Origin of the sequence: Pedobacter miscanthi (assembly GCF_003315595.1) — a bacterium.
GTDB lineage: Bacteria > Bacteroidota > Bacteroidia > Sphingobacteriales > Sphingobacteriaceae > Pedobacter > Pedobacter miscanthi.
In genome coordinates this window covers 351,671-375,088 of record NZ_QNQU01000001.1, presented here as the reverse complement: position 1 = coordinate 375,088, position 23,418 = coordinate 351,671, and the positions used below count along the sequence as shown (strand labels likewise).

At 38.8% G+C, this 23,418-nt stretch carries 21 protein-coding genes; 9 read left to right on the top strand and 12 right to left on the bottom strand.

Going from position 1 to position 23,418, the window contains the following annotated elements; translation table 11 throughout:
• Positions 1-397: 397 nt before the first annotated feature.
• A complete protein-coding gene (gene accD / locus DRW42_RS01665) occupies positions 398-1,243 on the bottom strand; it encodes an acetyl-CoA carboxylase, carboxyltransferase subunit beta (RefSeq protein WP_113947071.1) in 846 nt (281 codons plus the stop codon).
• A 471-nt stretch (positions 1,244-1,714) separates the two neighbouring features.
• Between accD and fbaA the strand changes: the two genes are divergently transcribed.
• The 3 genes from fbaA (at position 1,715) to DRW42_RS01650 (ending at position 3,840) form a co-directional block, all read left to right on the top strand.
• Positions 1,715-2,794, top strand: coding sequence for a class II fructose-bisphosphate aldolase (gene fbaA, locus DRW42_RS01660; protein WP_113947070.1), 1,080 nt, complete (start codon positions 1,715-1,717; stop codon positions 2,792-2,794).
• 142 nt (positions 2,795-2,936) lie between these two features.
• Positions 2,937-3,443 carry a low affinity iron permease family protein gene (locus DRW42_RS01655; protein ID WP_113947197.1) on the top strand — a complete coding sequence of 169 codons (507 nt, stop codon included), beginning with the start codon at positions 2,937-2,939 and terminating at the stop codon, positions 3,441-3,443.
• Entirely contained in the window at positions 3,418-3,840 is a 423-nt protein-coding gene (locus DRW42_RS01650) for a GNAT family N-acetyltransferase (RefSeq protein WP_113947069.1), read from the top strand. The genes DRW42_RS01655 and DRW42_RS01650 overlap by 26 nt, the downstream gene beginning before the upstream one ends.
• A gap of 251 nt (positions 3,841-4,091) precedes the next feature.
• Here the strand turns inward: DRW42_RS01650 and DRW42_RS01645 are convergent, their stop codons facing one another.
• The 7 genes from DRW42_RS01645 to DRW42_RS01615 form a co-directional block, all read right to left on the bottom strand.
• Positions 4,092-4,952, bottom strand: coding sequence for a hydroxymethylglutaryl-CoA lyase (locus DRW42_RS01645; protein WP_113947068.1), 861 nt, complete (start codon positions 4,950-4,952; stop codon positions 4,092-4,094).
• 334 nt (positions 4,953-5,286) lie between these two features.
• Complete coding sequence (locus tag DRW42_RS01640; RefSeq protein ID WP_113947067.1) at positions 5,287-6,606, bottom strand: NAD(P)/FAD-dependent oxidoreductase; 1,320 nt, start codon at positions 6,604-6,606, stop codon at positions 5,287-5,289.
• 462 nt (positions 6,607-7,068) lie between these two features.
• Positions 7,069-10,050, bottom strand: coding sequence for a protein translocase subunit SecDF (gene secDF / locus DRW42_RS01635; protein ID WP_113947196.1), 2,982 nt, complete (start codon positions 10,048-10,050; stop codon positions 7,069-7,071).
• A gap of 364 nt (positions 10,051-10,414) precedes the next feature.
• Positions 10,415-10,906 carry a dihydrofolate reductase gene (locus DRW42_RS01630; protein ID WP_113947066.1) on the bottom strand — a complete coding sequence of 164 codons (492 nt, stop codon included), beginning with the start codon at positions 10,904-10,906 and terminating at the stop codon, positions 10,415-10,417.
• A gap of 26 nt (positions 10,907-10,932) precedes the next feature.
• Positions 10,933-11,205, bottom strand: coding sequence for a type II toxin-antitoxin system YafQ family toxin (locus tag DRW42_RS01625; protein ID WP_113947065.1), 273 nt, complete (start codon positions 11,203-11,205; stop codon positions 10,933-10,935).
• 1 nt (position 11,206) lies between these two features.
• On the bottom strand, positions 11,207-11,410 hold the full coding sequence (locus DRW42_RS01620) for a hypothetical protein (protein ID WP_113947064.1): 204 nt from the start codon (positions 11,408-11,410) through the stop codon (positions 11,207-11,209).
• 20 nt (positions 11,411-11,430) lie between these two features.
• On the bottom strand, positions 11,431-12,225 hold the full coding sequence (locus DRW42_RS01615; protein WP_113947195.1) for a thymidylate synthase: 795 nt from the start codon (positions 12,223-12,225) through the stop codon (positions 11,431-11,433).
• A gap of 262 nt (positions 12,226-12,487) precedes the next feature.
• Between DRW42_RS01615 and ispE the strand changes: the two genes are divergently transcribed.
• The 3 genes from ispE to DRW42_RS01600 all read left to right on the top strand — a co-directional run bounded on the left by ispE (position 12,488) and on the right by DRW42_RS01600 (position 15,166).
• On the top strand, positions 12,488-13,291 hold the full coding sequence (ispE, locus tag DRW42_RS01610) for a 4-(cytidine 5'-diphospho)-2-C-methyl-D-erythritol kinase (protein ID WP_113947063.1): 804 nt from the start codon (positions 12,488-12,490) through the stop codon (positions 13,289-13,291).
• A 113-nt stretch (positions 13,292-13,404) separates the two neighbouring features.
• Complete coding sequence (locus DRW42_RS01605) at positions 13,405-13,821, top strand: OsmC family protein (RefSeq protein ID WP_113947062.1); 417 nt, start codon at positions 13,405-13,407, stop codon at positions 13,819-13,821.
• Between the two features lie 178 nt (positions 13,822-13,999).
• A complete protein-coding gene (locus tag DRW42_RS01600) occupies positions 14,000-15,166 on the top strand; it encodes a trans-sulfuration enzyme family protein (RefSeq protein WP_113947061.1) in 1,167 nt (388 codons plus the stop codon).
• 69 nt (positions 15,167-15,235) lie between these two features.
• Here DRW42_RS01600 and DRW42_RS01595 read toward each other — a convergent pair whose 3' ends face one another.
• Complete coding sequence (locus tag DRW42_RS01595; RefSeq protein WP_113947060.1) at positions 15,236-16,492, bottom strand: hypothetical protein; 1,257 nt, start codon at positions 16,490-16,492, stop codon at positions 15,236-15,238.
• A gap of 513 nt (positions 16,493-17,005) precedes the next feature.
• Between DRW42_RS01595 and DRW42_RS01590 the strand changes: the two genes are divergently transcribed.
• The 3 genes from DRW42_RS01590 to DRW42_RS01580 all read left to right on the top strand — a co-directional run bounded on the left by DRW42_RS01590 (position 17,006) and on the right by DRW42_RS01580 (position 19,075).
• The gene (locus DRW42_RS01590; RefSeq protein ID WP_113947059.1) at positions 17,006-17,680 is read left to right on the top strand and encodes a DNA alkylation repair protein; all 675 of its coding nucleotides are present in this window, start codon (positions 17,006-17,008) and stop codon (positions 17,678-17,680) included.
• A gap of 235 nt (positions 17,681-17,915) precedes the next feature.
• A complete protein-coding gene (locus DRW42_RS01585; protein WP_113947058.1) occupies positions 17,916-18,638 on the top strand; it encodes a pirin family protein in 723 nt (240 codons plus the stop codon).
• A 131-nt stretch (positions 18,639-18,769) separates the two neighbouring features.
• Positions 18,770-19,075: a response regulator gene (locus DRW42_RS01580; RefSeq protein ID WP_113947057.1), complete on the top strand. Its 306-nt coding sequence runs from the start codon at positions 18,770-18,772 to the stop codon at positions 19,073-19,075.
• Positions 19,076-19,231: 156 nt separating this feature from the next.
• Here DRW42_RS01580 and DRW42_RS01575 read toward each other — a convergent pair whose 3' ends face one another.
• The 3 genes from DRW42_RS01575 to DRW42_RS01565 all read right to left on the bottom strand — a co-directional run bounded on the left by DRW42_RS01575 (position 19,232) and on the right by DRW42_RS01565 (position 22,871).
• On the bottom strand, positions 19,232-19,624 hold the full coding sequence (locus DRW42_RS01575) for a GxxExxY protein (RefSeq protein WP_113947056.1): 393 nt from the start codon (positions 19,622-19,624) through the stop codon (positions 19,232-19,234).
• A 157-nt stretch (positions 19,625-19,781) separates the two neighbouring features.
• A complete protein-coding gene (locus DRW42_RS01570) occupies positions 19,782-20,063 on the bottom strand; it encodes a LapA family protein (protein ID WP_113947055.1) in 282 nt (93 codons plus the stop codon).
• Positions 20,064-20,066: 3 nt separating this feature from the next.
• Entirely contained in the window at positions 20,067-22,871 is a 2,805-nt protein-coding gene (locus DRW42_RS01565; protein ID WP_113947054.1) for a TolB family protein, read from the bottom strand.
• Positions 22,872-23,418: the final 547 nt, after the last annotated feature.

The following is a 23,418-nucleotide window of genomic DNA, read 5'->3' as shown; positions in this document are numbered from 1 at the left end:
CGTGCGAGCGTTAGTGGTTTTTGTTGGTTTCTGCTACACTCGTAGGATTTCTAACTTCAGTGCTGATTCAAATGTAACTGCAACAAAGATTTATTTGTAATTGCTGCCAAATCTTCTGATGCCAGATGAGTTCTTCGGAAAGGTTGTGAAGATTTTAAAGTTTGCTTAATTCCCCCTCTTAATAAATGCCCGCAGGGCGGGGTGGTTGTAGCACTCGCTAGGAACTGCCATACCAAAGAATTACAGGCCTGCGGAATATAAACCTGATTGCAGTGAAAAGCCCGGAGTGTAACGAGGACTTGAAACGAAAAGCAGGGCTGAATTAACCTAAGTTATTCAAGCCCTGCTTTTCTTATTATCAATTAACCAGTTAAACAATTAACCGGTTAAACAAATTCTAGTTATTCATCATCTTAATAAAAGCGCCTAATTTAGCTTTCATGGCTCTTCTATCCACAATAAAATCAAGGAAACCATGTTCCAGCACGAATTCTGCAGTCTGGAAACCTTTTGGTAAATCTTTTTTAATGGTTTCTTTAATTACCCTCGGACCAGCAAAACCAATTAATGCGCCTGGTTCGGCAATGTTGATATCGCCAAGCATGGCATAAGATGCGGTTACACCACCGGTAGTTGGATCGGTTAATAAAGAAATGTATGGAACCTTAGCCTGTGCTAATAGCGCCAGTTTAGCTGATGTTTTGGCCATTTGCATCAATGAAAATGCGGCTTCCATCATACGGGCACCACCTGATTTGGAGATCATCAGGAAAGGAACTTTGTGTTTAATGCTGTAATCAATTGAACGGGCAATTTTTTCACCCACAACCGAACCCATTGATCCACCGATGAAAGCGAAATCCATACAGGCAATAACCAGGTCCTGACCTTCAATTTTACCTACACCTGCACGGATAGCGTCTTTAAGGCCTGTTTTAGCCTGACTTTCTTTAATCCTGTCGGTATAAGGTTTGTTATCGTTAAAGTTTAAAGGGTCGCCAGATGTTAAGTTAGGGAACAGCTCTTTAAACTCGTTATTATCAAACAAAACCTCGAAATATTCTTTTGAGCCTACTCTCAGGTGGTAATTGCAGTAATGACAAACATATTTGTTTTCCTGAAGTTCTGCCTGATGTAGCGGTTTCTTACAATTTGGACATTTATTCCACAAACCATCCGGTGCTTCCTTTTTCTCTTCAGTTGTGGTAATGATACCTTTATTCTCTCTTTTAAACCAAGCCATATAATTTTTTAAAGAATTGGACTGCAAAGAAACGAAAAATATAATTAAGATAAAGAATTACCAATAACCAATTATTAATAACCAATGATCAAACCACAATGACCAAGCATTAATAAGCAATGATCAAATTCTAATAATCAGACTAGCAAAGCGAACTAACAATTATCAGAACATAATATATAAATTGAGTGTAAACAATCTTTTTTTCTAAACGCATTGCAATGTTTGATCATTGGTTACAGGAATTTGATTATTGCTCAAATTGATCATTGATTATTGAAATTTGATTATTCTTTAATTTGATCATTGTGATTTGATTATTTCTCCTAGTGTGTCTTTTTTACACTAAGGATAATGTGTTTTTTACACTAAATAGGCCTTATTTTGCTGTTAGGCAAATAATTCTGTTGTTACAAAAGCTTGTAATGTTATTTTTTTTTATAACTTCGGACTTAATAAAATTAACAAGAAATGAGTTTAAAAGGCTACAAAGGCGTAATTTACGGAGATGCCGTTCAAGAATTGTTTGAGCAGGCTAAAAAACATCAGTTTGCTTTACCAGCAGTAAACGTAACCGGTACCAATACGGTTAACGCGGTATTGGAAACTGCAAAGGCAGTAAATTCGCCTGTTATGATTCAGTTATCAAATGGAGGTGCACAGTTTTATGCTGGTAAATCATTAGATAACGAGAAATTGCAAGCATGTATTTTAGGTGCTGTATCGGCAGCTAAACATGTACATTTATTGGCAGAACATTATGGTGTTGCCGTGGTTTTACATACCGACCACGCCGCTAAAAAATTATTGCCTTGGATTGACGGACTTTTAGACCACGGTGAAAAATTCTTCGCTGAAACCGGAAAACCATTGTTTTCATCACACATGCTTGATTTATCGGAAGAGCCGATTGAAGAAAACATGGAAATTTCTGCAAAATATTTGGAGCGCATGGCTAAAATGAACATGACAATCGAAATTGAGCTTGGCGTAACCGGTGGTGAAGAAGATGGCGTGGATAACAGTGATGTAGACAGCTCAAAATTATATACACAACCTAGTGAAGTAGCTTATGCTTACGAAGAATTAAGCAAAGTTTCTCCACGTTTTACTGTAGCTGCTGCTTTTGGTAACGTACATGGTGTTTATAAACCAGGTAACGTAAAATTGCAACCGGTAATTTTGAAAAACTCTCAGGATTTCATCAAAGAAAAATTCAATTTAACTGCAGAGAAACCGATCAATTTCGTTTTCCACGGTGGTTCTGGTTCTTCGCAGGAAGAAATCAGGGAAGCTATTTCTTACGGTGCTATTAAAATGAATATCGATACCGACATGCAATGGGCATTTTGGGAAGGTATTTTAGAATATTACAAAAAGAATGAGGCTTATCTTCAAGGCCAAATCGGTAACCCTGATGGCGATGATAAACCAAACAAAAAATACTACGATCCACGCGTTTGGTTACGTAAGGGGGAAGAAACTTTTGTGAAACGTTTAACCACTGCTTTCGAAGATCTGAACTGTATCAACGTAAATGATAAACTATAAGTTTTGATTGGTTTGGAAGGCTGAATTTATATTCAATCATTCAAAAAATCAATCATTCAATAATTAACAAAAGCGCCATAGGTTTAAAAAACTTATGGCGTTTTTGTTTGTTTTATGGTTATATTTAAGCAAACAAATTGTAATGGCAAAATCTAAAAACGGTACCAAAAAAAATAGTTTTTTTGAGAAATTCGCTAACGCGGCAACGAAGTTTACGGGGAGTTCTGCTGCATTTATCAGCGCAACCGCAATCGTAGTAATCTGGGCTGTGAGCGGGCCAATATTCAATTATTCTGAAACCTGGCAATTGGTGATCAATACAGGTACTACGATTATTACTTTTTTAATGGTTTTCCTGATCCAGAAAGCACAAAACAAGGATGGTAAGGCTATTCAGCTAAAATTGAACGAATTAATTGCCGCACAACAGGGCGCAAGTAACCGGATGGTTGATATTGAAGACCTGAGCGAGAAAGAATTGGATCAGTTACATAAATTTTACGTTACGATTGCTACACTTGCCAAAAAAGAGGCCGATATTCATTGCTCGCATTCGATAGATGTAGCCAAAGAGTTAAATGAATTGAAATTAAAATCGAATAAACACTTTAAACACCACGATAATGAGTCTGCACGTCCAAAAAGTTAACCACCCTGAAGATTTAGATAAGGTATTTGCTATCCGTAAAATTGTATTTGTAGAAGAACAAAATTGTCCGCCGGAACTGGAGTGGGAGCATGAAGATGAATCGACACATTTTTTAGCCACCAGTAACGGACAGCCTTGTGGTGCCTGCCGTTGGCGTAAAACTGATTTAGGTTATAAACTGGAACGTTTTGCTGTTTTAAAAGATTTTAGAGGACAGGGCGTTGGCCGTGCATTAATTGCCGAAGCTTTATCCGACCTGCCAGAAGATGCGCATTATATTTATTTAAACTCTCAACTGGATGCCATGAGCTTGTATGCAAAATTTGGTTTCGTGGCCGAAGGCGATCAGTTTGAGGAGGCTGGGATACAGCATTTTAAAATGGTAAAGAAAGTTTAAAAGGAAATTTATTGCAGATAAGCAGAAAGCATTCAACGAAAATCGTCAATGCGAGGCACGAAGCAATCGCTGGATTTGAGTTAATGTGCCAACCCATGGTAGTAAGATTGCTTCGTACCTCGCAATGACGACTTTGTGGAGGATGAAATGATAACAAGTTAAAGTTGTGTTAGGCCTTGAAATAATTTACCCCATCCATAGTAGTAGGGTTACTTCGTGACTCGAAATGACGAACCTTGGGAAAAACAGAACTACCCAAACACCTTCCCCGATAAAACCATGGCATCATTCCATTTACCCATATCAAGATTCAACTTTTCTCCTTTTGCATTTAAAAAGCCAATAACATCTTCGGTAGCAATATTGCCCGTAAGGTCATCAGCAGCCATTGGGCAGCCCCCAAAACCCTTTAGAGCAGAATCTATACGTTTAACTCCTGAACGGTATGCAGCTTCTATTTTTTCGAAGCGTTCGGCAGGAGTAGAGTGCAAATGGATACCCACCTCTGTGTTGTTAAACCTGGAAATCAGTTTAGGCAATATACTTTCAATTTTTTCGGGTGTAGAAACGCCAACAGTATCTGCCAAGGATAAAATTTCGACACCCTTGCTTACCAGCACATCAGCCCATTTTTCAACAATCTCGTAATTCCATTCATCGCCATAAGGATTTCCAAAACCCATCGATAAATAAACGACTGCTTTTTTATTATTCTTATCACATAAGTTAAGCATCTCTTCAACGGTAGCTAAAGATTGTGTAATGCTCGAGTTGGTATTACGTTGCTGGAAGGTTTCAGAGATAGAAAATGGAAAACCAAGGTAATCCACCTCCTGGTGCTTTACTGCATCTTCTACACCTCTTAAATTGGCTACAATGGCCAGAAGTTTGGTAGAAGTGCGGCTTAAATCTAGATTCGCCAGAACTTCTGCTGTATCCTTCATTTGTGGAATGGCTTTTGGCGAAACAAAACTTCCAAAATCAAGCGTATCAAAACCTACCTGAAGCAAAAGATTTAAATACTCTACTTTAAGTTCAGTAGGAACAAAATCGTGCAGCCCTTGCATGGCATCGCGCGGACATTCTACTAATTTAAATTTATTTTGGCTCATATTTTTGGTTTAACGCAAAATGCGCAAAGTTTTCCGCAAAGGAAAAAAAATTTGTCACTTGAATTAATTGTTTTATTGTTTGATGGTTTTATTGTTGATAGTTCATGGTGCGATGGTTAATGGCTATGATGTGTAACCAATTTGGCGCAATTCAATACTCCGTTGGTTTTTGCAATTAACAATAAACCAATAATAAAAAGCACAGTTCTCCATTGGCATTTGCAGTTAATAATTAAGCAATTAACAATAGATCAATATAAACAATTAACTCATTAAACATTCTGCATCAGTTAACCAATTTCAACAATTAACCAGTTAACCATTAGAAAACGAACTAATGAACTTCATCCGCAACTTCCTCTCTGTAATCAACGCTTCTGTCTTTCGCAAAGGTTCTGATGATTAAACGCGTGCCGCGGTCGTAGCTGAAATAACTCCAGATCCAGTTTACGAAAACGATAATTTTATTACGGAAGCCTACTAATGTCATTAAGTGTACAAACATCCAGGTAAACCATGCAAAAACACCCTGAAAACGGATTTTACCAATATCTACCACTGCTTTATTACGGCCTACGGTGGCCATCGATCCTTTGTCTAAATATTTAAATTTCTCTAAAGGTTTGTTTTCTTTAATATTAAGCAGGTTTTTGGCCAGATGATGTCCTTGTTGAATGGCAGCAGGGGCAACTCCGGGGTGACCGTTTGGTGTTTCTTCATCAATAATGGCGGCTACATCGCCAATGGCATAAATATTCTGATAACCTGCCACCAAATTTTGAGTGTCGGTTTTTAATCTTCCCCCACGAACGATTTCAGCTTTGTCTAAACCAGCCAGAACTTCACCTTTAACACCAGCACTCCATATTACGGTAGAACTTAAAATGGGCGCTTTATCCTGTAAGGTAAGCGTGTGTCCATCATAGCCCAGCACCCGGGTTTCGTTCATCACCTGAACGCCCATATTGGTAAGGAAATCTTTTGCTTTTTTCTGTGCCTGGGGCGACATTACACCCAGCAGTTCGGGAGAATTCTCTACAAGATAGATATTCACCCTGCTGAGATCCATTTCGGGATAATCGTTCGGGATAACATGCTTTTTAAGCTCTGCAATGGCTCCGGAGGTTTCTACACCTGTTGGACCGCCGCCTACCACAACAAAGTTTAACAGCGCGCTTTTTTTATCGGGATCTTTTTCGATCAGTGATTTTTCGAAATTCTGTAAAATCAAACTTCTTAAATCCAATGCTTCAGGGATTGATTTCATTGGCATTGAGTTGGCCTCGATTTCTTTATTGCCAAAGAAATTACTGGTCGAACCCGTAGCGATAACCAAATAATCGTAATTAACCCTGCCTATATCGGTTTGCAGACAATTTTCTGCTGCATTTACTTCGGTAACTTTGGTAACACGGAAAATAAGGTTTTTTTGTCCTTTAAAAATCTTGCGTAGGGGAAAAGCAATAGAATCGGCTTCTAAACCTCCAGTAGCCACCTGATAAAGTAGTGGTTGAAAAGTATGATAGTTATGTTTATCGAGCATAACCACCTGAAAAGGTTTGTTTTTTAAACGTTTAGCTAACTCAATCCCGCCAAATCCGCCACCAACAATAACTACTCTAGGGTATTCGCTTTTAGGAAGTTGTAAATCCATTTCGTATCGGTTTATCTATTGCTAACGTAACAAAAAGGTAGCCAAAAGGTTTAAAAAATGCGGTTTTAGGAACGATTTCGGATGAATGATCAATATATAACGCTGTGATGACGAAGGTGGGATTTTGCAGGTTTTTAGTATTGTCTTAAATGAATTAAACCTGATAGGAATGGAAATCCTTTTTAATTTGCAGCAACCCTGAACATGCTGTTATGCTGAGGCACGAAGCACCAGCAACCGATGAAACAGATGCTTCATACCTCAGCATGACAGTTAATTAAAAAGATTGGAATGTAGAGCAGGACCACCGGAACCGAAGAACTCAGGATTTGCTTTTCAAAATAAATAAAGAGCTTTGTTTCTGTCTTTTAAACCTCGCAGGTTTTCAAAACCTGCGAGGTTTGGCACAAAAAAAAGCGCCCCGATAAATCGGAGCGCTTATATATTTTAAGATTTTGGATCTTATTTTTTCTCTGCAGAGCTACCCAAATCGATTACGATAGGAGTAGAGATACATAATGATGAATAAGTACCGATGATACGACCAATTAACAAGGCGAAGATAAATCCGCGGATGCTATCTCCACCGAAGATAAAGATTACCAATAACACGAAGAATACGGTTAATGATGTTAAAATGGTACGGCTTAAAGTACTGTTCAATGCGAAGTTGATTAAGTTGTTACGCTCTTCGCCATGTAAATCTTCTTTACCAGCTTCTTTTAGTTTCTCACGGATACGGTCGAATACAACAACTGTTTCTGTCATGGTATAACCCATCACTGTTAAAATTGCTGCGATAAAATCCTGACCGATTTCTAATGAGAATGGCATGATACCATCTAAAATAGTGTAGAAAGATAATACCATTAAAACGTCGTGGAATAATGCGATTACCGCACCTAATCCATATTGCCATTTTTTGAATCGTACTACGATGTAGATAAACATGAACAAACATGAAATCAATACTGCGTAGAAAGCACCGTTAACGATATCACTTGCGATAATAGGGGTTACTTTCTGCGAACTTACGATTTCGAATTTAGAACCTGCCAAACCTTTGTTTAAAGCATCTTCTACAACTTTATCAGTTTTAATGTCCTGATCTTCGATGTGGAAAGTAGTGGTAATTTTAACCTGGCTGTCTTCACCAGCAGTTTTAACCTCCGGGGTTTCGTTACCGAAAGCAGGGGTTAATTTAGATTTTAAATCTTCAGTGTTTACCGCTTTATCAAAATGAACTAAATAAGTTCTACCACCTTTAAAATCAACACCTAGGTTTAAACCACCATTTTTGAAGTACATACCAATACCGGCAACGATGATGATGGTAGAGATGATGTAATAAATTTTACGACGGCCAACAAAGTTGAATGCTAAGTTTTTAAAGGCATTACGGGTTAAGCTGTTATCGAAGTTGATTTCGATTTTGCGATCCAAGAACGATTGGAAAATTACCCTTGAGATAGCTACGGCAGCAAATAATGAAGAAAGGATACCGATACACAATGTAGTTGCAAAACCCTGAACCGGACCGCTACCGAAAACATAAAGGATAGCACCTAAAATGAATAAGGTAACGTTTGAGTCGATAATTGAAGGCATTGCATGTTTGAAACCTTCTTTAATGGCAGCAGCAACGCTTTTGCCATGTGCAAGTTCTTCACGTACACGTTCGAAAATAAGGATGTTCGCATCAACTGATAAACCGATGGTTAACACGATACCGGCGATACCAGGTAAAGTTAATACAGCGCCTAACGATACCAAAATACCGATCACGAAGAATAAGTTGATCAACAATGCAAAGTTGGCCACCCAGCCCGCACGGTGATAATACAACGCCATGAAGATCAGGATTACGATAAACGCGATTACGAAAGAGATTAAACCATCGTGGATAGCTTGTGCGCCCAAAGTAGGACCAACAATATAACTACCGGCAATACGTGCAGGAGCAGGTAATTTACCCGCTTTTAAGATGTTTGATAAATCTTTAGTATCAGCCTGTGTAAAGTTACCGGTGATAGAAGATACACCACCAGCAATTTCGTTTTGTACAGTTGGCGCAGAATAAACCTGGTTATCTAATACAATAGCGATTGATTTTTTGTTATTTGGATCAGCAGCAGCTTCAGCAGTAATTTTTTTCCATTTAGCAGAACCTTCGCTGGTCATGTACATGGTTACTTCTGGTTTACCTTTCTGATCAAAATCGGCACGAGAATCGCTGATTGCTTCACCACCTAAATCCGGTTTACCATCAGCACTTACTACTTTAATGGCATATAATTCGAAAACTTTAGAACCTTCTCTTGGTTTAACGCTCCACATAAATTTCATCGTAGATGGAATTGCAGCAGCAACCTCAGGCATTCTTAAATATGCATTAACTTTTGCAGTATCTTTTTGTAACGACATACCAACAACTGCACCTGGCATTAATTGTTGCTGTCCGTTTTGTCCCTGATAGATCGGAAGGTTAAGCACTGCGTAAAGTGGGTTAGATTTTAATAACTCAGCTCTAACCGCTGTAGAATCTTTTTTACCTAAACCGGCAAGTTTACCACCTTTAACTGTACTGTCTTTAGCAGCGGCTTTTTCTAAACCGGCTAATTTACCACCAGCAGCCGGAGCAGCAGTTGTATCTTTAGTTGCAGGAGCATCAGCTTTTAATGTTGCTGCTAAAGTTTTGTTAATGTTTTCTAATAAAGGTGCAACTTCCTGTACCTGGTATACCTGCCAGAACTGTAATTCCGCAGAACCCTGTAAAAGTTTAGCAATACGCTCTTTATCCTGCACACCTGGCATTTCGATAAGGATACGGTTACTACCTTCTTGTTTTTGCATGTTCGGACTTACTACCCCGAAACCATCAATACGCGAACGTAATACAGTAAACGAACGATCGATAGCGCTGGTTGCTTCTTTTTCTAAGAAAGATTCAACGTCGCCATTGCTTGCGTTTGGTTTTAATTGCGATGCGTTATCCTGATTCGAAAAGAAATCAGCAAGTTTTACACCCGGACTTAATTTTTCGAATTCGTTAACGAAAATTTTGATGTAGTCTTTACCGCCAGCATTCAACTGGATTTGTGCGTTTTGAACTGCTTTGTTGAAGTTGGCATCAGTAGGGTTGCCCGCTAACGATTTAACCAGTTCAGCTAACGATATCTCCATCGTTACGTTCATTCCGCCTTTTAAGTCTAAACCCAAGTTGATTTCTTTGGCTTTTACTTCTTGATAAGTAAACCCAACAACTGGATAAACTTTTTCGGTACTCATCGAATCTAAGTAAGCCTTTTCTTTGGCTAAGTCACCTTTCGCATAGTTTTTTGCGTCTTTTTCTACCTTGGATGCTACCAAAGTAAAAGAAAGTGCATACGCACAAACGATAGCCAATACTATCGCTATAAACTTAATAAAACCTTTTCCTTGCATTGTTTGTTTAAAATAATTTTGTCTTTCGCTGTTTTTTAACAAGTCGGCAAATCTAATTAAATTTTTAAATTATAGAACCCCTTAATTGATAATTTATTAAGATTAATTTTTATCGGGTGATAATACTGCAGGATTCATCAGGCCAGATTTATTTCAAAGGGCTAATTTTAGGTTAAAACTGATTTGGAAAGAAATTTCAGTAGGCTTTGGGTTTGGTTCCGTCCCGCTAATGTTTCTGCCCCGATAGAAAAAATCGGGGGCATCCACGTATATCGGGTTTAGTTGGCAGGGGTAGAGGTGCTTCTTGAGATTACGTCATTGGGAGCAGACTGAAAAAGCCTCCTCGCAATGACGAGCTAACAAATTAAATCCGCTCCAAAACCTCAAAAGTATAATCGTATTTATTCTTCTCGTCGGCTTTATGGGTTTCGCTGCTGATTACTTTCCATTCATTACGATCAATTTCAGGAAAAAATGTATCAGCATCGAAGGTATGATGGATAGTGGTTAAGTACAGCGTATCTGTTTTTGGCAAGGCCTGGCGATAAATCTCCGCTCCACCCACAATAAATACTGGTTTTTCTTCTGTTTGGGTTATTTCTAAAGCTTTGTCCAAACTGTTTACTACTTCAACACCTTCAATTTTTAATTCAGTATCTCTTGTAATTACAACGTTCCTGCGGTTTGGCAATGGTTTACCTACAGAATCGAAGGTTTTACGTCCCATAATAACAGTGTGGCCAGAGGTAGTTTGTTTAAAAAACTTTAAATCAGCAGGCATGTGCCATAAAAGCTGGTTGTTTTTGCCAATTGCGTAATTTTCGCCTACCGCAACAGCTATAGATATTTTGCTCATTAGTAATAAAGTAAATTGTGGGGAGATTAAAATAAATCGGAATGTGTGCCTAACCTATCGAGGTAAATTTCTTTTTTGATATCGTCCTGAAGCCAGGTCATCAACCAGTCTCCTTTAATATGACACTCCCAAAAGCCATTATAATCTCCACTTAAAATATGCGGTTTGTATTTTGGAGGTAGCTTTCCATCTTCTCTCAGGATTTTGAGTACTACTTCTAAGAGAGGAATATCGTAGTTACGTTTTATGCAGCGTTTATAATCTTTTTTAAACTGATTTGAAAAAGATATATCGTACATATTATGAATTTAGCTTTTCCATTAAATCCGGATGACTCGAGGATTTAGTCAATCCTTCACCTTTGCTGGTCTTTTTCATCGAAGCCACGGTGGTTTTGTTTGGCTTTTTCTCTGTTTCAGTATTAATGGTAACACCTAGCTCTAGTAAAAGCTGTTTAACTAAACTGCTTTTTTTTTCGGGTACGCTGATTGAAAAAGTTTCCATATACAAATATACTAATTCTGTTAAACAGCAACAACACCCTTAATATGCGGATGTGCTTCGTAGTTCTCCAATGTAAAATCTTCAAATTTAAAATCGAAGATGCTTTTTACATCAGGATTGATTTTCATAGTCGGAAGCGGTTTAGGCTCGCGGCTTAACTGTAAGTTGGCCTGTTCGATGTGGTTATTGTATAAATGTGCATCGCCAAGAGTGTGGATAAAATCTCCGGCCTGTAAACCGCAAACCTGTGCCACCATCATGGTAAGTAATGCATAAGAGGCAATATTAAAAGGAACGCCCAGGAAAATATCTGCACTGCGTTGGTATAACTGGCAGCTTAATTTGCCATCGGCTACATAAAACTGAAAAAAGGCATGACATGGAGGTAAAGCCATATTCTCGATCTGGGCAACATTCCAGGCGGAAACAATAATCCTGCGCGAATCGGGATTGTTTTTTATCGTATTGATAATGTTTGTAATCTGATCAATATGCTGTCCGTCGGGTGTTGGCCAGCTTCTCCATTGCGAACCATAAACCGGTCCGAGGTTGCCATTTTCATCAGCCCATTCGTCCCAGATGCGTACACCATTATCTTTAAGGTATTTAATATTAGTATCGCCGGTTAAAAACCAGATCAGTTCGTGGATGATAGATTTTAAATGCAGTTTCTTCGTGGTCACCATCGGAAAGCCCTCCTGAAGGTTAAAACGCATCTGATAACCAAAAACGCTTATGGTTCCGGTGCCGGTACGGTCGTGCTTTTGAGCGCCATGATCAAGCACATGCTGCATTAAATCTAAATATTGTTTCATACAACCCAAACCCCTTTCGGGGCTTTTAAATTTTAAATAATAAATAAAATACAAATATCTAAAATTTATCAGGTGTTGTAAATCATTTTAATGTTTAATTGTTAACATCGGTTGTGCGTAATGGTGGCATGTGGTCCCAGCGTGAAGCCGGGACGTACGGAGTATTCAAAATTCGAGAGTTGTTTGTATGTTTGCAAAATGAGACGGTTGCTGGTTTCGGCATTATGGACTCAGGACTTAAGACTCACGACTCAGGACTAACATGTTATCTTTTCCCAACGCAAAAATAAACCTAGGTTTAAATATCACCGAAAAACGTGCCGATGGTTACCACAACCTGGAAACTGTTTTTTATCCGATCAATATTAAGGATTCAGTCGAAATTACCGATGCGGAAGAAACTTTTTGCAAAATACATGGGATCGATATTCCCGGCGATGCAAACGATAACTTATGTTTTAAAGCTTATCAGTTAATCAAAAAAGATTTTGATATTCCTGCACAGCGTATCGATTTGTTAAAAAACATTCCGGTAGGTGCGGGTTTAGGTGGTGGATCGGCTGACTGCGCTTTTCTGATCAAATTATTGAATGAAAAATTCAGTTTGGGATTGTCGGTTGGTAAAATGGAAGATTATGCCCGTCAGCTGGGTGCCGATTGCGCGTTTTTTATCGAAAACAAACCGGTTTATGCTTTCAATAAAGGTGATGAATTTGAAAAGTGCGAAGTAGATTTGTCAGCCTGGTTTAAAGTTTTGGTAAAACCGCCCGTACATGTAAGCACAGCCGATGCTTATGCGCATGTAAAACCTCAAAAACCTTTGCAATCGTTAAAAGAAATCATACATTTGCATCCAACAACATGGAAATATAAGGTTATTAACGATTTCGAAATATCCGTCTTCGCAAAATATCCCCAAATTCGTCAAATAAAAACCAGTTTATACGATGCAGGCGCAACATTCGCTTTAATGAGTGGTAGCGGTTCGTCGGTTTTTGCACTGTTTAGCCATCCGGTTAAATTGCCAGAACTGGAAAAAAACAACTTAGTATTTTATGGTATTTAGGCAGCGTTTTACGCTTAGCGTTTTGAATTTTTAAAATATTAGGGATTTATTAGGGTTGAAAGTTTAAGGCTTAGGTCTTGATACTTGATACTGAATACTTGATACGATACAACATGAACATTAATCTAGTCCGCAAGAGCGGTAAATTTAATTTTGAAGCAGAAAACGAGAGTGGTTTTACTGTAGAGCTGGATGCAAAAGCTGCGATAGGTGGCGAGGGTAAAGGTTTCAGGCCAATGGAAATGCTGCTTATCGGTTTAGGTGGCTGCAGTGGTATTGATATGGTAAACGTATTAACAAAGCAAAAGGAACCCCTTGATGATGTTAAAATTGCAATAAGTGCCACACGGAAAGAAGAGGAAATGCCTCCGATTTTTGATGTAATTGATATTCATTTTGACCTTTTTGGCGATTTAAGTGTACAAAAGGTAGAACGTGCCTTACAAATGACTTTCGATAAATACTGCTCGGTTTCAAATATTTTAGGCCGCTCAGCAACAATTAACTTTACTTACAAAATAAACAGATAGGAAGTGAATGGTATTAAGTATCAAGTATTAAGTATCAAGTATCAAGTATCAAGAAGGAAAGACACTCTTGATACTTGATACTCCAGTCTTGATACATGCTACTCCAATCTTGATACTTGCTACTCCAACCTTGATACTTGATACTCTGAACTTGATACTAAAATCTTGATACTAAAAAATGAAATCCGAAAATTTTGAAACCATAGCTATACGCACTCAAACAGAACGCAGTTTGCATAAAGAGCATTCATCTCCAATTTACCTTACCTCGAGTTATAAGTTTGAGGATGCTGAAGAAATGCGTGCTTTGTTTGCAAACGAAAAAGAAGGGAATGTTTATAGCCGTTACTCCAATCCAAATACATCAGAATTTATCGATAAAATGTGCCTTTTAGAAGGTGCTGAAGATGGTTTTGCAACAGCTACCGGCATGGCGGCCATTTTTACCACTTTTGGTGCTTTCTTAAAAAATGGCGACCACCTGGTTTCTAGCCGTTCGGTTTTTGGTTCTACCCATCAATTGTTAACCAATGTTTTCTCTAACTGGGGTGTAACTTTCGATTATGCTGATTTAGACAAACCACAGGATTGGGAAGCACTGATCAAACCCAATACCAAAATGATTTTTGTTGAAACGCCCTCAAACCCGGGTATCGATATCATCGACCTTGAATTTTTAGGGAATCTGGCTAAAAAACACAATCTATTATTGGTGGTTGATAACTGTTTCGCAACACCATATTTACAGCAACCAATTAAATTTGGTGCACACATTTCAATCCATTCGGCTACTAAATATATCGACGGACAGGGACGCGTGTTAGGTGGGATTATTTTAGGCACAAAAGAGTTAATTGCCGATGTGATCGGTTTTGCCCGTCACAGCGGACCATCACTTTCACCTTTTAATGCATGGGTTTTATCTAAAAGCCTAGAAACTTTGGCTATCCGTATGGACCGCCATTGCGAAAATGCCTTAAAAGTGGCCGAATATTTAGAAAAACACCCGAAAATCAAGCTGGTGAAATATCCTTTCCTGCCTTCACACCCGCAGTACGAAATTGCCAAAAAGCAAATGAAACAGGGTGGTGGCATTGTAACCATTGTGGTTGAAGGTGGCATAGATGCAGCCCGTAAATTTATGGACCGTTTACAGATGTTCTCGATCTCTGCAAACCTAGCCGATACACGTTCTATCGCTACGCACCCGGCAACGAGTACGCACAGCAAACTTACCGAAGAACAACGTAATGAAGTAGGTATCGAACAGGGATCTATCCGTTTATCAATCGGTTTGGAGCATATTAACGATATTTTAGCTGATATTGAGCAGGCTTTAGCTTAATCTGCAATCAAAATATATAAAAAAGGGAGGTGTTTTTAAACATCTCCCTTTTTGTTTTTGGTGATATTACTATTCGTATTTCGAGAAATCAACAGCAAATATGCAGCGGTTAACCTGGCTGCCGTTTTTAGCACCGGCATTAGGTTCAAACTCAGTCAAGCTCCACAAATAATTGTATTGCGTTTCAAGATATAAAGATTCTGCGCCGTAAGGCCATCTGTACCTCGTGGTATTGGTATCTCCATCAGTATATCTCGCTAAACGTGCTGTAGATCCGTATGATTCGCTTGGCGATCCGGTGCACGAAAGCCAGGTTCTGTTTCCTTTTCTGAAAACGCCCTGAATGCCATGGGCATGATCGGAAGTAAACAGGCTGTTTTTAGGGATTACCGTTTGTATACCCGAGTTTTGAACTTCGCCGGCAGCGTTGATCGGAAACCCGAATATTTTAGGCACAATAGAAGCATCAGCACTTCCGGCATAATATTGCCCTGTCCATAACTGATTATTTTCATAATTTACCTGCACGGTTGAAAAGGGATCGGCATCATTGATTTTATAATAGCCTATTTGTGGCAGGATGTAACGGTAATTAAATGCATAAAGATTGCCGTTGGCATCTTTACCGCACTTATTTTCGGTACCGGTTCCTGAAGTTACTTCGATAATCTTGTCTAGATCGAATACCCTTAAGCCAAGGCTGGTACTGCTCAGATAGATTTTACCGTTGAAATATGCAATGCCGCCCGCATGAACATTTAATGGCGCGTAAGATCCATATTGTGTATAATCCAAACTACCGGTTGGCAGACTGTTCTGTACCAGTAAAATGTGCCTGTAGGTTAAATAAGTGGCCGAACTTGGGCTAATGTCGATCAGGGTGATCCTCGATCCCTTGCTCTCTGCGGCATCTTTTGCGTACCAGCTTATCAGTAAATAGCGTACACCATTCCTGGCGAAACCGGCAATTCCCTGCGGGCGCCAGATAGAAGTGGTTTCATCGTCTTCATTCCATCTGATGCCCCTTACCCGGTTTTCTTCCGGCACATTAAAACCATATACTTCGGTGTAAGCGCTTCCACCAACTGCCTGACGGTTTTTATCAATCTGTGTTGGGTTTAAAAATGCAAACCCTGTGTTGATGTAGGCAGATGTATTGGTGTAGGCATTTACGCTTGCTGCAGCGCTAATGGCTGCTGTGCCCGCCATCAACATGTTTTTGTTTTGATTTGCCGTACTGGCCTGCTCCTCAGTTAAATTGTTCTTTTTGCAGGCAAATGTAAAAAGGCAGGACGCGAGTAGCATCCAGATCATGATTTTTTGCATGGTTTTTTATAAGGTTGATTGTTATGGTAAAATTGGAACAAGTTTAACAGATCGGTATAAACTTAAAACTGAAACAGTGTTAAGAATTGGTTATGTTTAGTTTCAATCTGATTCAAATTATATTCATCGGGATAAAAATGGCTTTCGAAGCTATTTAAAAGTGCTTCCGGAAGTGCAATAAAGATGTTTTGAAGCACTAAAAAGGATCTTAAGGATAGGAAAAAAAGCATCTTGAGGATATTAAAAGATACTTTCGTATAATTATCAGAATTAAGTGATATAAACTCAGGTGAGCTAGGGAGGATGAGGTGGTTATAAAAAATAATAACTTAGCTATTAGATTTAGTGCCTTGTTTTTGGCACGTTATAGTTTAATGCGAAAACATTAACTTATATGGCCCTTATATGTCTTATATGGTGAAAAAATAAATTAGGACCAGACTTCCTAAGCATCCCTTACACGTTGGCCCACCGAGACTTCGGAAGTTTCCCTGAAAAAACTAAATTCGTGTTATGAACGATGTCGATTTTATCCTTTCCGAGCTGCAATCCATCAACGAACCCGATTACCTGAAAAAAATGGCCCATTTTGGAATCGATATTTCTAAAGCTTTTGGCATCCGCGTACCCAATATCCGCAAGTTGGGCAAACAGATTGGTAAAAATCAGGAGCTGTCTTTATTGCTCTGGAAAACCGGATTTCACGAAGCACGTTTATTAGCTACCTTTATCGGAGATTATAAGCAGGTAACAGAAGTACAAATAAACGCGTGGACAAAAGATTTCAGTTCCTGGGATGTATGTGATCAGGCTTGTGGAAATCTTTTCGTTAAAACGCCTTATTTTAAGTCGAAAGCTTTTGAATTTGCTGCAGCAGAAACTGAATTTGTAAAACGTACCGGTTTTGTGCTAATGGCCGAAGCAGCCGTTCATCTTAAAAAGGAGCCCGACGAAACTTTTCTTGCTTTTCTTTCGGTAATAGAAAGAGAGGCTTACGATAACCGCAATTTTGTTAAAAAAGCTGCAAACTGGGCTTTAAGGCAGATTGGTAAACGCAATGCTTTCCTGCATCAGCACAGTATCGAAACGGCCAATAATATCCTCGCCCAAAACAATAAAAAAGCAAACTGGGTGGCTTTAGATGCTTTGAGAGAGCTTAACAGCAATGCCGTACTGGCGAAATTTTAAAGAAAGACTAAAGACCAAAGACTAAAGACCAAAGGAAAAAGACTAAAAGGTTTAAGAATCTGGACATAAAATATCTTCTACCAACGCAAGTCGCCCATCACCAAGCGCCCTCTGCACCTGGCTCTTTGCCCAACGCTCTTCGCACTCCGCCCAGCGCTCTTCACTTCTTACCCTACATCAATGCACAGCACGTCCAACACTGTTAACTTTGTATCATAAATAAGAAAGGAAATTTATGTCACAGTTCATTTTGCACAAAGAAAACACCCGCGGTCATGCTAATCATGGCTGGTTAAATGCACACCACTCATTCAGTTTTGCAAACTATTATAATCCTGAAAGGATGCATTTCGGGGTTTTGAGGGTTTTAAATGATGACTTGATTGATGGGGGGATGGGCTTCGGTAGTCACCCGCACGATAACATGGAAATTATTACCATTCCGTTGGCCGGTGCAATTGCGCACAAAGATAGTATGGGCAATTCGGCGGTGATTAAAAGTGGAGAAATCCAGGTGATGAGCGCCGGAACAGGGGTTAGCCATAGCGAGTTTAACGCAAATGCCGGTGAGCAGTTAAATTTATTGCAGATCTGGTTGTTCCCGAACAAGAAAAACGTTACACCACGTTACGATCAGCAAAGCCTGGACGTTGCCGCAAGCCATAATAACTTTCAGCAGATCTTATCGCCAAATGCAGATGATGCAGGTGTTTGGATCCATCAGGATGCCTGGTTTTCATTAGGTAATTTTGATGAAGGTTTCGAAACCGAATATAAAATCAAAAAAGCTGGCAATGGTGTTTATGCTTTTGTAATCAGCGGAGAAGTAACCATTAACGGACAGGTGCTGGGTAAAAGAGATGCCATAGGTATTTGGGATACCGATAGCATCAGCTTTAAAGCCAATACCGCAGGAGCAGAAGTTTTATTGATGGATGTTCCGATGGAATTGAATTAATTTAGAACAATCGTCATTTCGACTAAAAAGGAGAAAGCTTGGAGTAGAGACCAGGTATTTCTCTGCCGGTTAAAACCGGTACCACAGTCGGAATGACGATTTGTTTTTTGTATTCTTTTAAACTTTAAATTATGCAAACCATTATACTTTATATCGGCAGAGATACAGAAATTACCGGGGTAATGAACAGATTGCTTAATGCCCGGCCTGAGTGGAAAGGGATCTGTGTATGCACCGATGAAGAAGCCATCGAAATCTGCCAGACACAGCCAATAGACCTGGTTTTGCTTGGAAATGGAATTGATGCCGCATGTGAAAAAGCATTAAGAGCAAAACTAACCGAAGTTAAACCCGGGTTAAAAATTATTCAGCATTATGGCGGGGGTAGTGGCTTATTGTATGGGGAGATAATGACAGCGATCAGCCAGGATTTTTAAGATGATAGGATTTCAGGATCAGGGCTTGTAAATTTCACACCACTTCACACTTTTTAGATCTTACAATCCTTAAATCGTATTAATCCTGGCTTGTTCTCGGGATAGTTGTTTTGATTTCGTTTATCTGCTTTTCGATCATAAAATCCTAAAATCACATTAATCCTGGCTCTTGTTATCAGGGTGCTTCGTATTGTAGACTCTCTTAAACGTCAAGCTCCGGCTTCCAAAATTGATCAATAATCCTACAGGTAGTTTATAGGCTTCAAGGTAATTAATTGCTTGTGCGAGGTGTAGATCATTTAATTCAGATACAGCTTTTAGTTCTACCATGATTTGGTTTTCAACAAAAAAATCTACTCTTCTGAAACCGATTTTTATATCCCGATAAAAAATGGTCATTGTCATTTCTTCTTTATAGGATAATTTATCGATTTCCATTTCGATGCCTAAAGCCCTTTGATAAATCTTTTCCTGAAAACCTGATCCTAAAAAAGAATGAACCCTCATTGCACAGCCAATAATCCGGCCGGTTAAATCGCCATATTTCATATTAATAAATTAAAATTTACTGTAAGAAATAGGGATTTTCTTTACAACTAAAATAAGTTTTAAAATCGAATAATCCTAAAAACCATAACTTAAATGCTAAGATGAGAAATCCTGAACGCTAAAATCCTAAAATCAAATAATCCTATAAATCCTGGCTCTAGCTAATGTAATCCCTGTCTTCGTCGCTCAATTCTTTTTTGTTTGAAACCGGTTGGTGTTTTTCGATCTCATCATCGTAACTGCTTACCGTTTTTCGCGGACGACCTACCACGAAGCCAATAATAAAACCTACGATAATGCAGACACCAATAACTATCAGCTTAGATACCTGAACGTCGTTCGCAACTATAAAGTTAAATGGCACCTCATCACTATTTAGGAATAAAAAGGCTGTTAGTAATGCGGTCAAAATAATAATCGAAATTGTTTTTGCGCTCATGGCTTAAAAGCTATAATTAAATGAAAACTCTAATATCGGATTTTGATTGTAAATCTGGTTAACAAAAACCAATCTCGCTCCTAAATCTACAACAGGCTGATAGCGCAAAAGGTTTACACTGGTGTTCAATTCTACCCCATAAGTTTTCGGGTCGTTAAAAGTTGTGCCCTTACCGATGTTCTCGTAATGGCAAAATAAACCCGCCCTGAAATTCCTTACATAAGCCAGTGGACCCAACTCCCAATCAGGGAAGGCAAATGGAAAACGGTAGTTAAGAAGTAAGCTGTTCTGCAGTTTGCTTTTCGCCAAAATATTGTTGTATCCATACACGGTTGCAATCTCGGTGGCGTACTGGTTTACACCACTTGCCTTTTGGTAATTGAAGCTCGCCAGGACTGAATGGTTTTTGGCAAGTCCCGGGAAATAAAGAAAACTTTCGAGTGCTAAAATTTCGCCACCCAAATTTTTGTCGAAAGGTTGATGATCGTAAGTAACCCTGAATACCTGTGCCCACTTTGGCGCAATGTCTCTTTCGGTGGTACGCACACTGTGGTTGAATGTAAAATTATATTCCATCGGGAATTTTAGTTCGCGGATAAAATTGGTCGGCATGTTTTCGGGCATATATCTTTGCGTAAAACTGGTTGCCGCATTTAAGATAAAAGCATAATTCTCATTACGGGCATTGAACGATAACGGAAGCGATGCATTAAGCTTGATATAGTGCTCCCTCCAGTCGCCTTGCTGTACCACATTTTTAGCCCTGTAAAACGTTCTTTTCGGACGGTTGCGGTACAATATACTCAATACCGGATATAGTGCTTTATAGCTGATGTCTGCAGTGTACTCGAAACGTTTTAAATCGCGGTGGTATTTTGCACCCGAATAAAAGTCCATGGTGTTAAGCAGGTTGTTAGATTGCAGCTCCAAACCGAAAACATATTCATTGTCGATTACCGGGATAATGCTATGGATGCTGAAAAGATTTAGCGCCTGGTGGTAGCGTTTGGATTGGTAAGTGCTATCAGGAATTTTATCGAAAACATTCCCAACATTTTCCTGCTTTTCTGCCGCTGCGGAAAAATCAACAAAGTTATTTTCGCCTACTGGTTTTTCAGTAATGCTGGTTTCGGCAATTTCGTAACCATTGATTTTATAGTCATTAAAAATGATTTTTCCGTCGCTGGTTTCAGTAGGGTTAAAGGCCCCATATTTTGAGGCGCTAAGTGCCGATATTTTTTTCGAAGGGGGATCTATTTCGTAGATATTATCGATGCCGTTAAAGTGCGCATTGAAAACAATTTTGTCATTAATAAAAACCGGGCGACTGAGCTGTTGCCTGCTGTTTGAAATGAGTGCCGATTTTTGATCTCCATCCATCAGCCATAAAATTTTTCCTTTTTCCGTTACACCGATATAGGCAATCTTATTTCCGGTTTTATCGAACGACGGCGTTTGCAGGATTTCATTTTCCGGGTTTGGATAAGTCTTTAAGATTTTTCCTGAAGAGGCATCAATTTCTACCAGATTGAACTGGTTGTTGAGTTCAACTTTTGAGGCAATAATTTTCTTTCCATCTTCCGATAGGCTGGGAGAGAAGAGTCTGCTTTTGCTGCTTAGTTTATTGAATTTTTTAGTCTTTAAATTGTATGAACAGATTACGCTATAGCTACGCTGTTTGTATCTCGGATCATAGCGGATTTCATCCCAAACCAAAAGGTCGTTTTTTAAGCTAAACCATGGCTGTTCCTGGTAGCCGATTCCAAATAATTTTTGCTCCGATTTATCTTCGTTAATGATGACAAAATATCGGGCATCTGTCTTGCTTTCTTTCAGTGCTAAAATCTGATTTTTATTTAATCGTACAGGAAGGAAATAATTGGTTGCTAATGCTGTTTTTTGATTCAGACTTTGATAGCTTTCTGTGGCAGATTTTTCTTGCTGTTTTTTCCACGATTCAGCCAGCTTGTTTTGGGTGGCAAGAAAATATTGCCGCGTATTTTCTCCAGTATACTTTTTTAAGCTTTTCGAAAATGGATATGGCCTTACCGGTCTTTTCCTGATATCGCCAAGTAAACTATCGGAAATGAACTGACCATATTTTTCTTTCATGTCTGATACCATCAGATATCCGGTTTGATAGTAGCCCGGCGTTACATCTTTGTTCGATCCGAAATAGGCTTTGCTGTACGTGAATTTTTTGCCTTCCAAAATTGAAGCCCGGTAAGGCATGATCCAGTTGGGCTGCCGGCCACGCCCCGAATAGGTGAGCGCGGTTTCGTTCACCACGGCATCGCCTTCGAAAAACCAGGTGGGTATACCTGCCCCAAAGTAGGCAAAGAAAACCAACTCCGGGAAGGGGTGTGCCTGCGTTCCTGTCAATTTGTCAAACTGTGCAACGTGCCTGAGTTCGTGCACGGCGAGGTTGTTCAGCCAATCCTGGCTATCGAAAAACTGTGGCGGTGTGGCATAGAATTCCGACTTCTTCGGGCCTAGCTGAACAAAGCCATTTGCCACCGTTCCGCGGTTCTGTAACAGAAGCGGAATGGAGGTTTTTTTCTGGTTCAAACCCAGTCCGATTTTAGTGTAGATAAAGGGTAGGGTGTTGGCCATTCTTTGTGCTTCTTTCTCCAGTTCCTGAGGATAGATGATTTTAAAGCCACCTGATGAAATGTAGTTCCATTTTACACTAAGTGGGTTTTGTGCAGTGCTGAAAATCTGCCCAAAAACCGATGGTGAAATAAAGCTTAAAGTAATTGCACTTAAATACTTGATAATTAGTTTTTTGTTTGCTTTTTTTAAATTCATCTAAATTCTTTGCTAAAATATTTAGTTTTTTAAAATTTACAGCTCTTTAAAATTGTAAATTTTTAATTTATATTAAATAACTTAAAATATTGATTTTCAAATTTTAATGAAATTTATATAAACTAATATAAAATTGTTTTATAAAGAAAATTTCACTCAAATTTATCGCTGATTTATTGTTAAAGGCGTGTTTTTATTCTGATCAGCATTATTCAATTAATTTACACTTATTAATCGATTTTCCTGAAAAATTTTTCTAGCTTTTTGAAATTCTGTATGATTTGCAGAAAGATGTTTTGGTCTGGTTGATAACGGCTGTGCAGCACAGAACTGGTGGATTTTTTGAAGATTTTAATTTATGAATTTCAGCTTCAAATGAAATAGCGATAAACCAAAATCATTGCTTCGAAACTGGTGGTTTTAAAGCGGAAATTTCTCTCTGCATAATTGATGATCTTGAAAATTTATGCTGTTAAGTTCCGAATTCTGATTGCAATTTAAAAAGGAGATTTCTTAAGGGAATGATATTTTTATGACAAAATGTCTT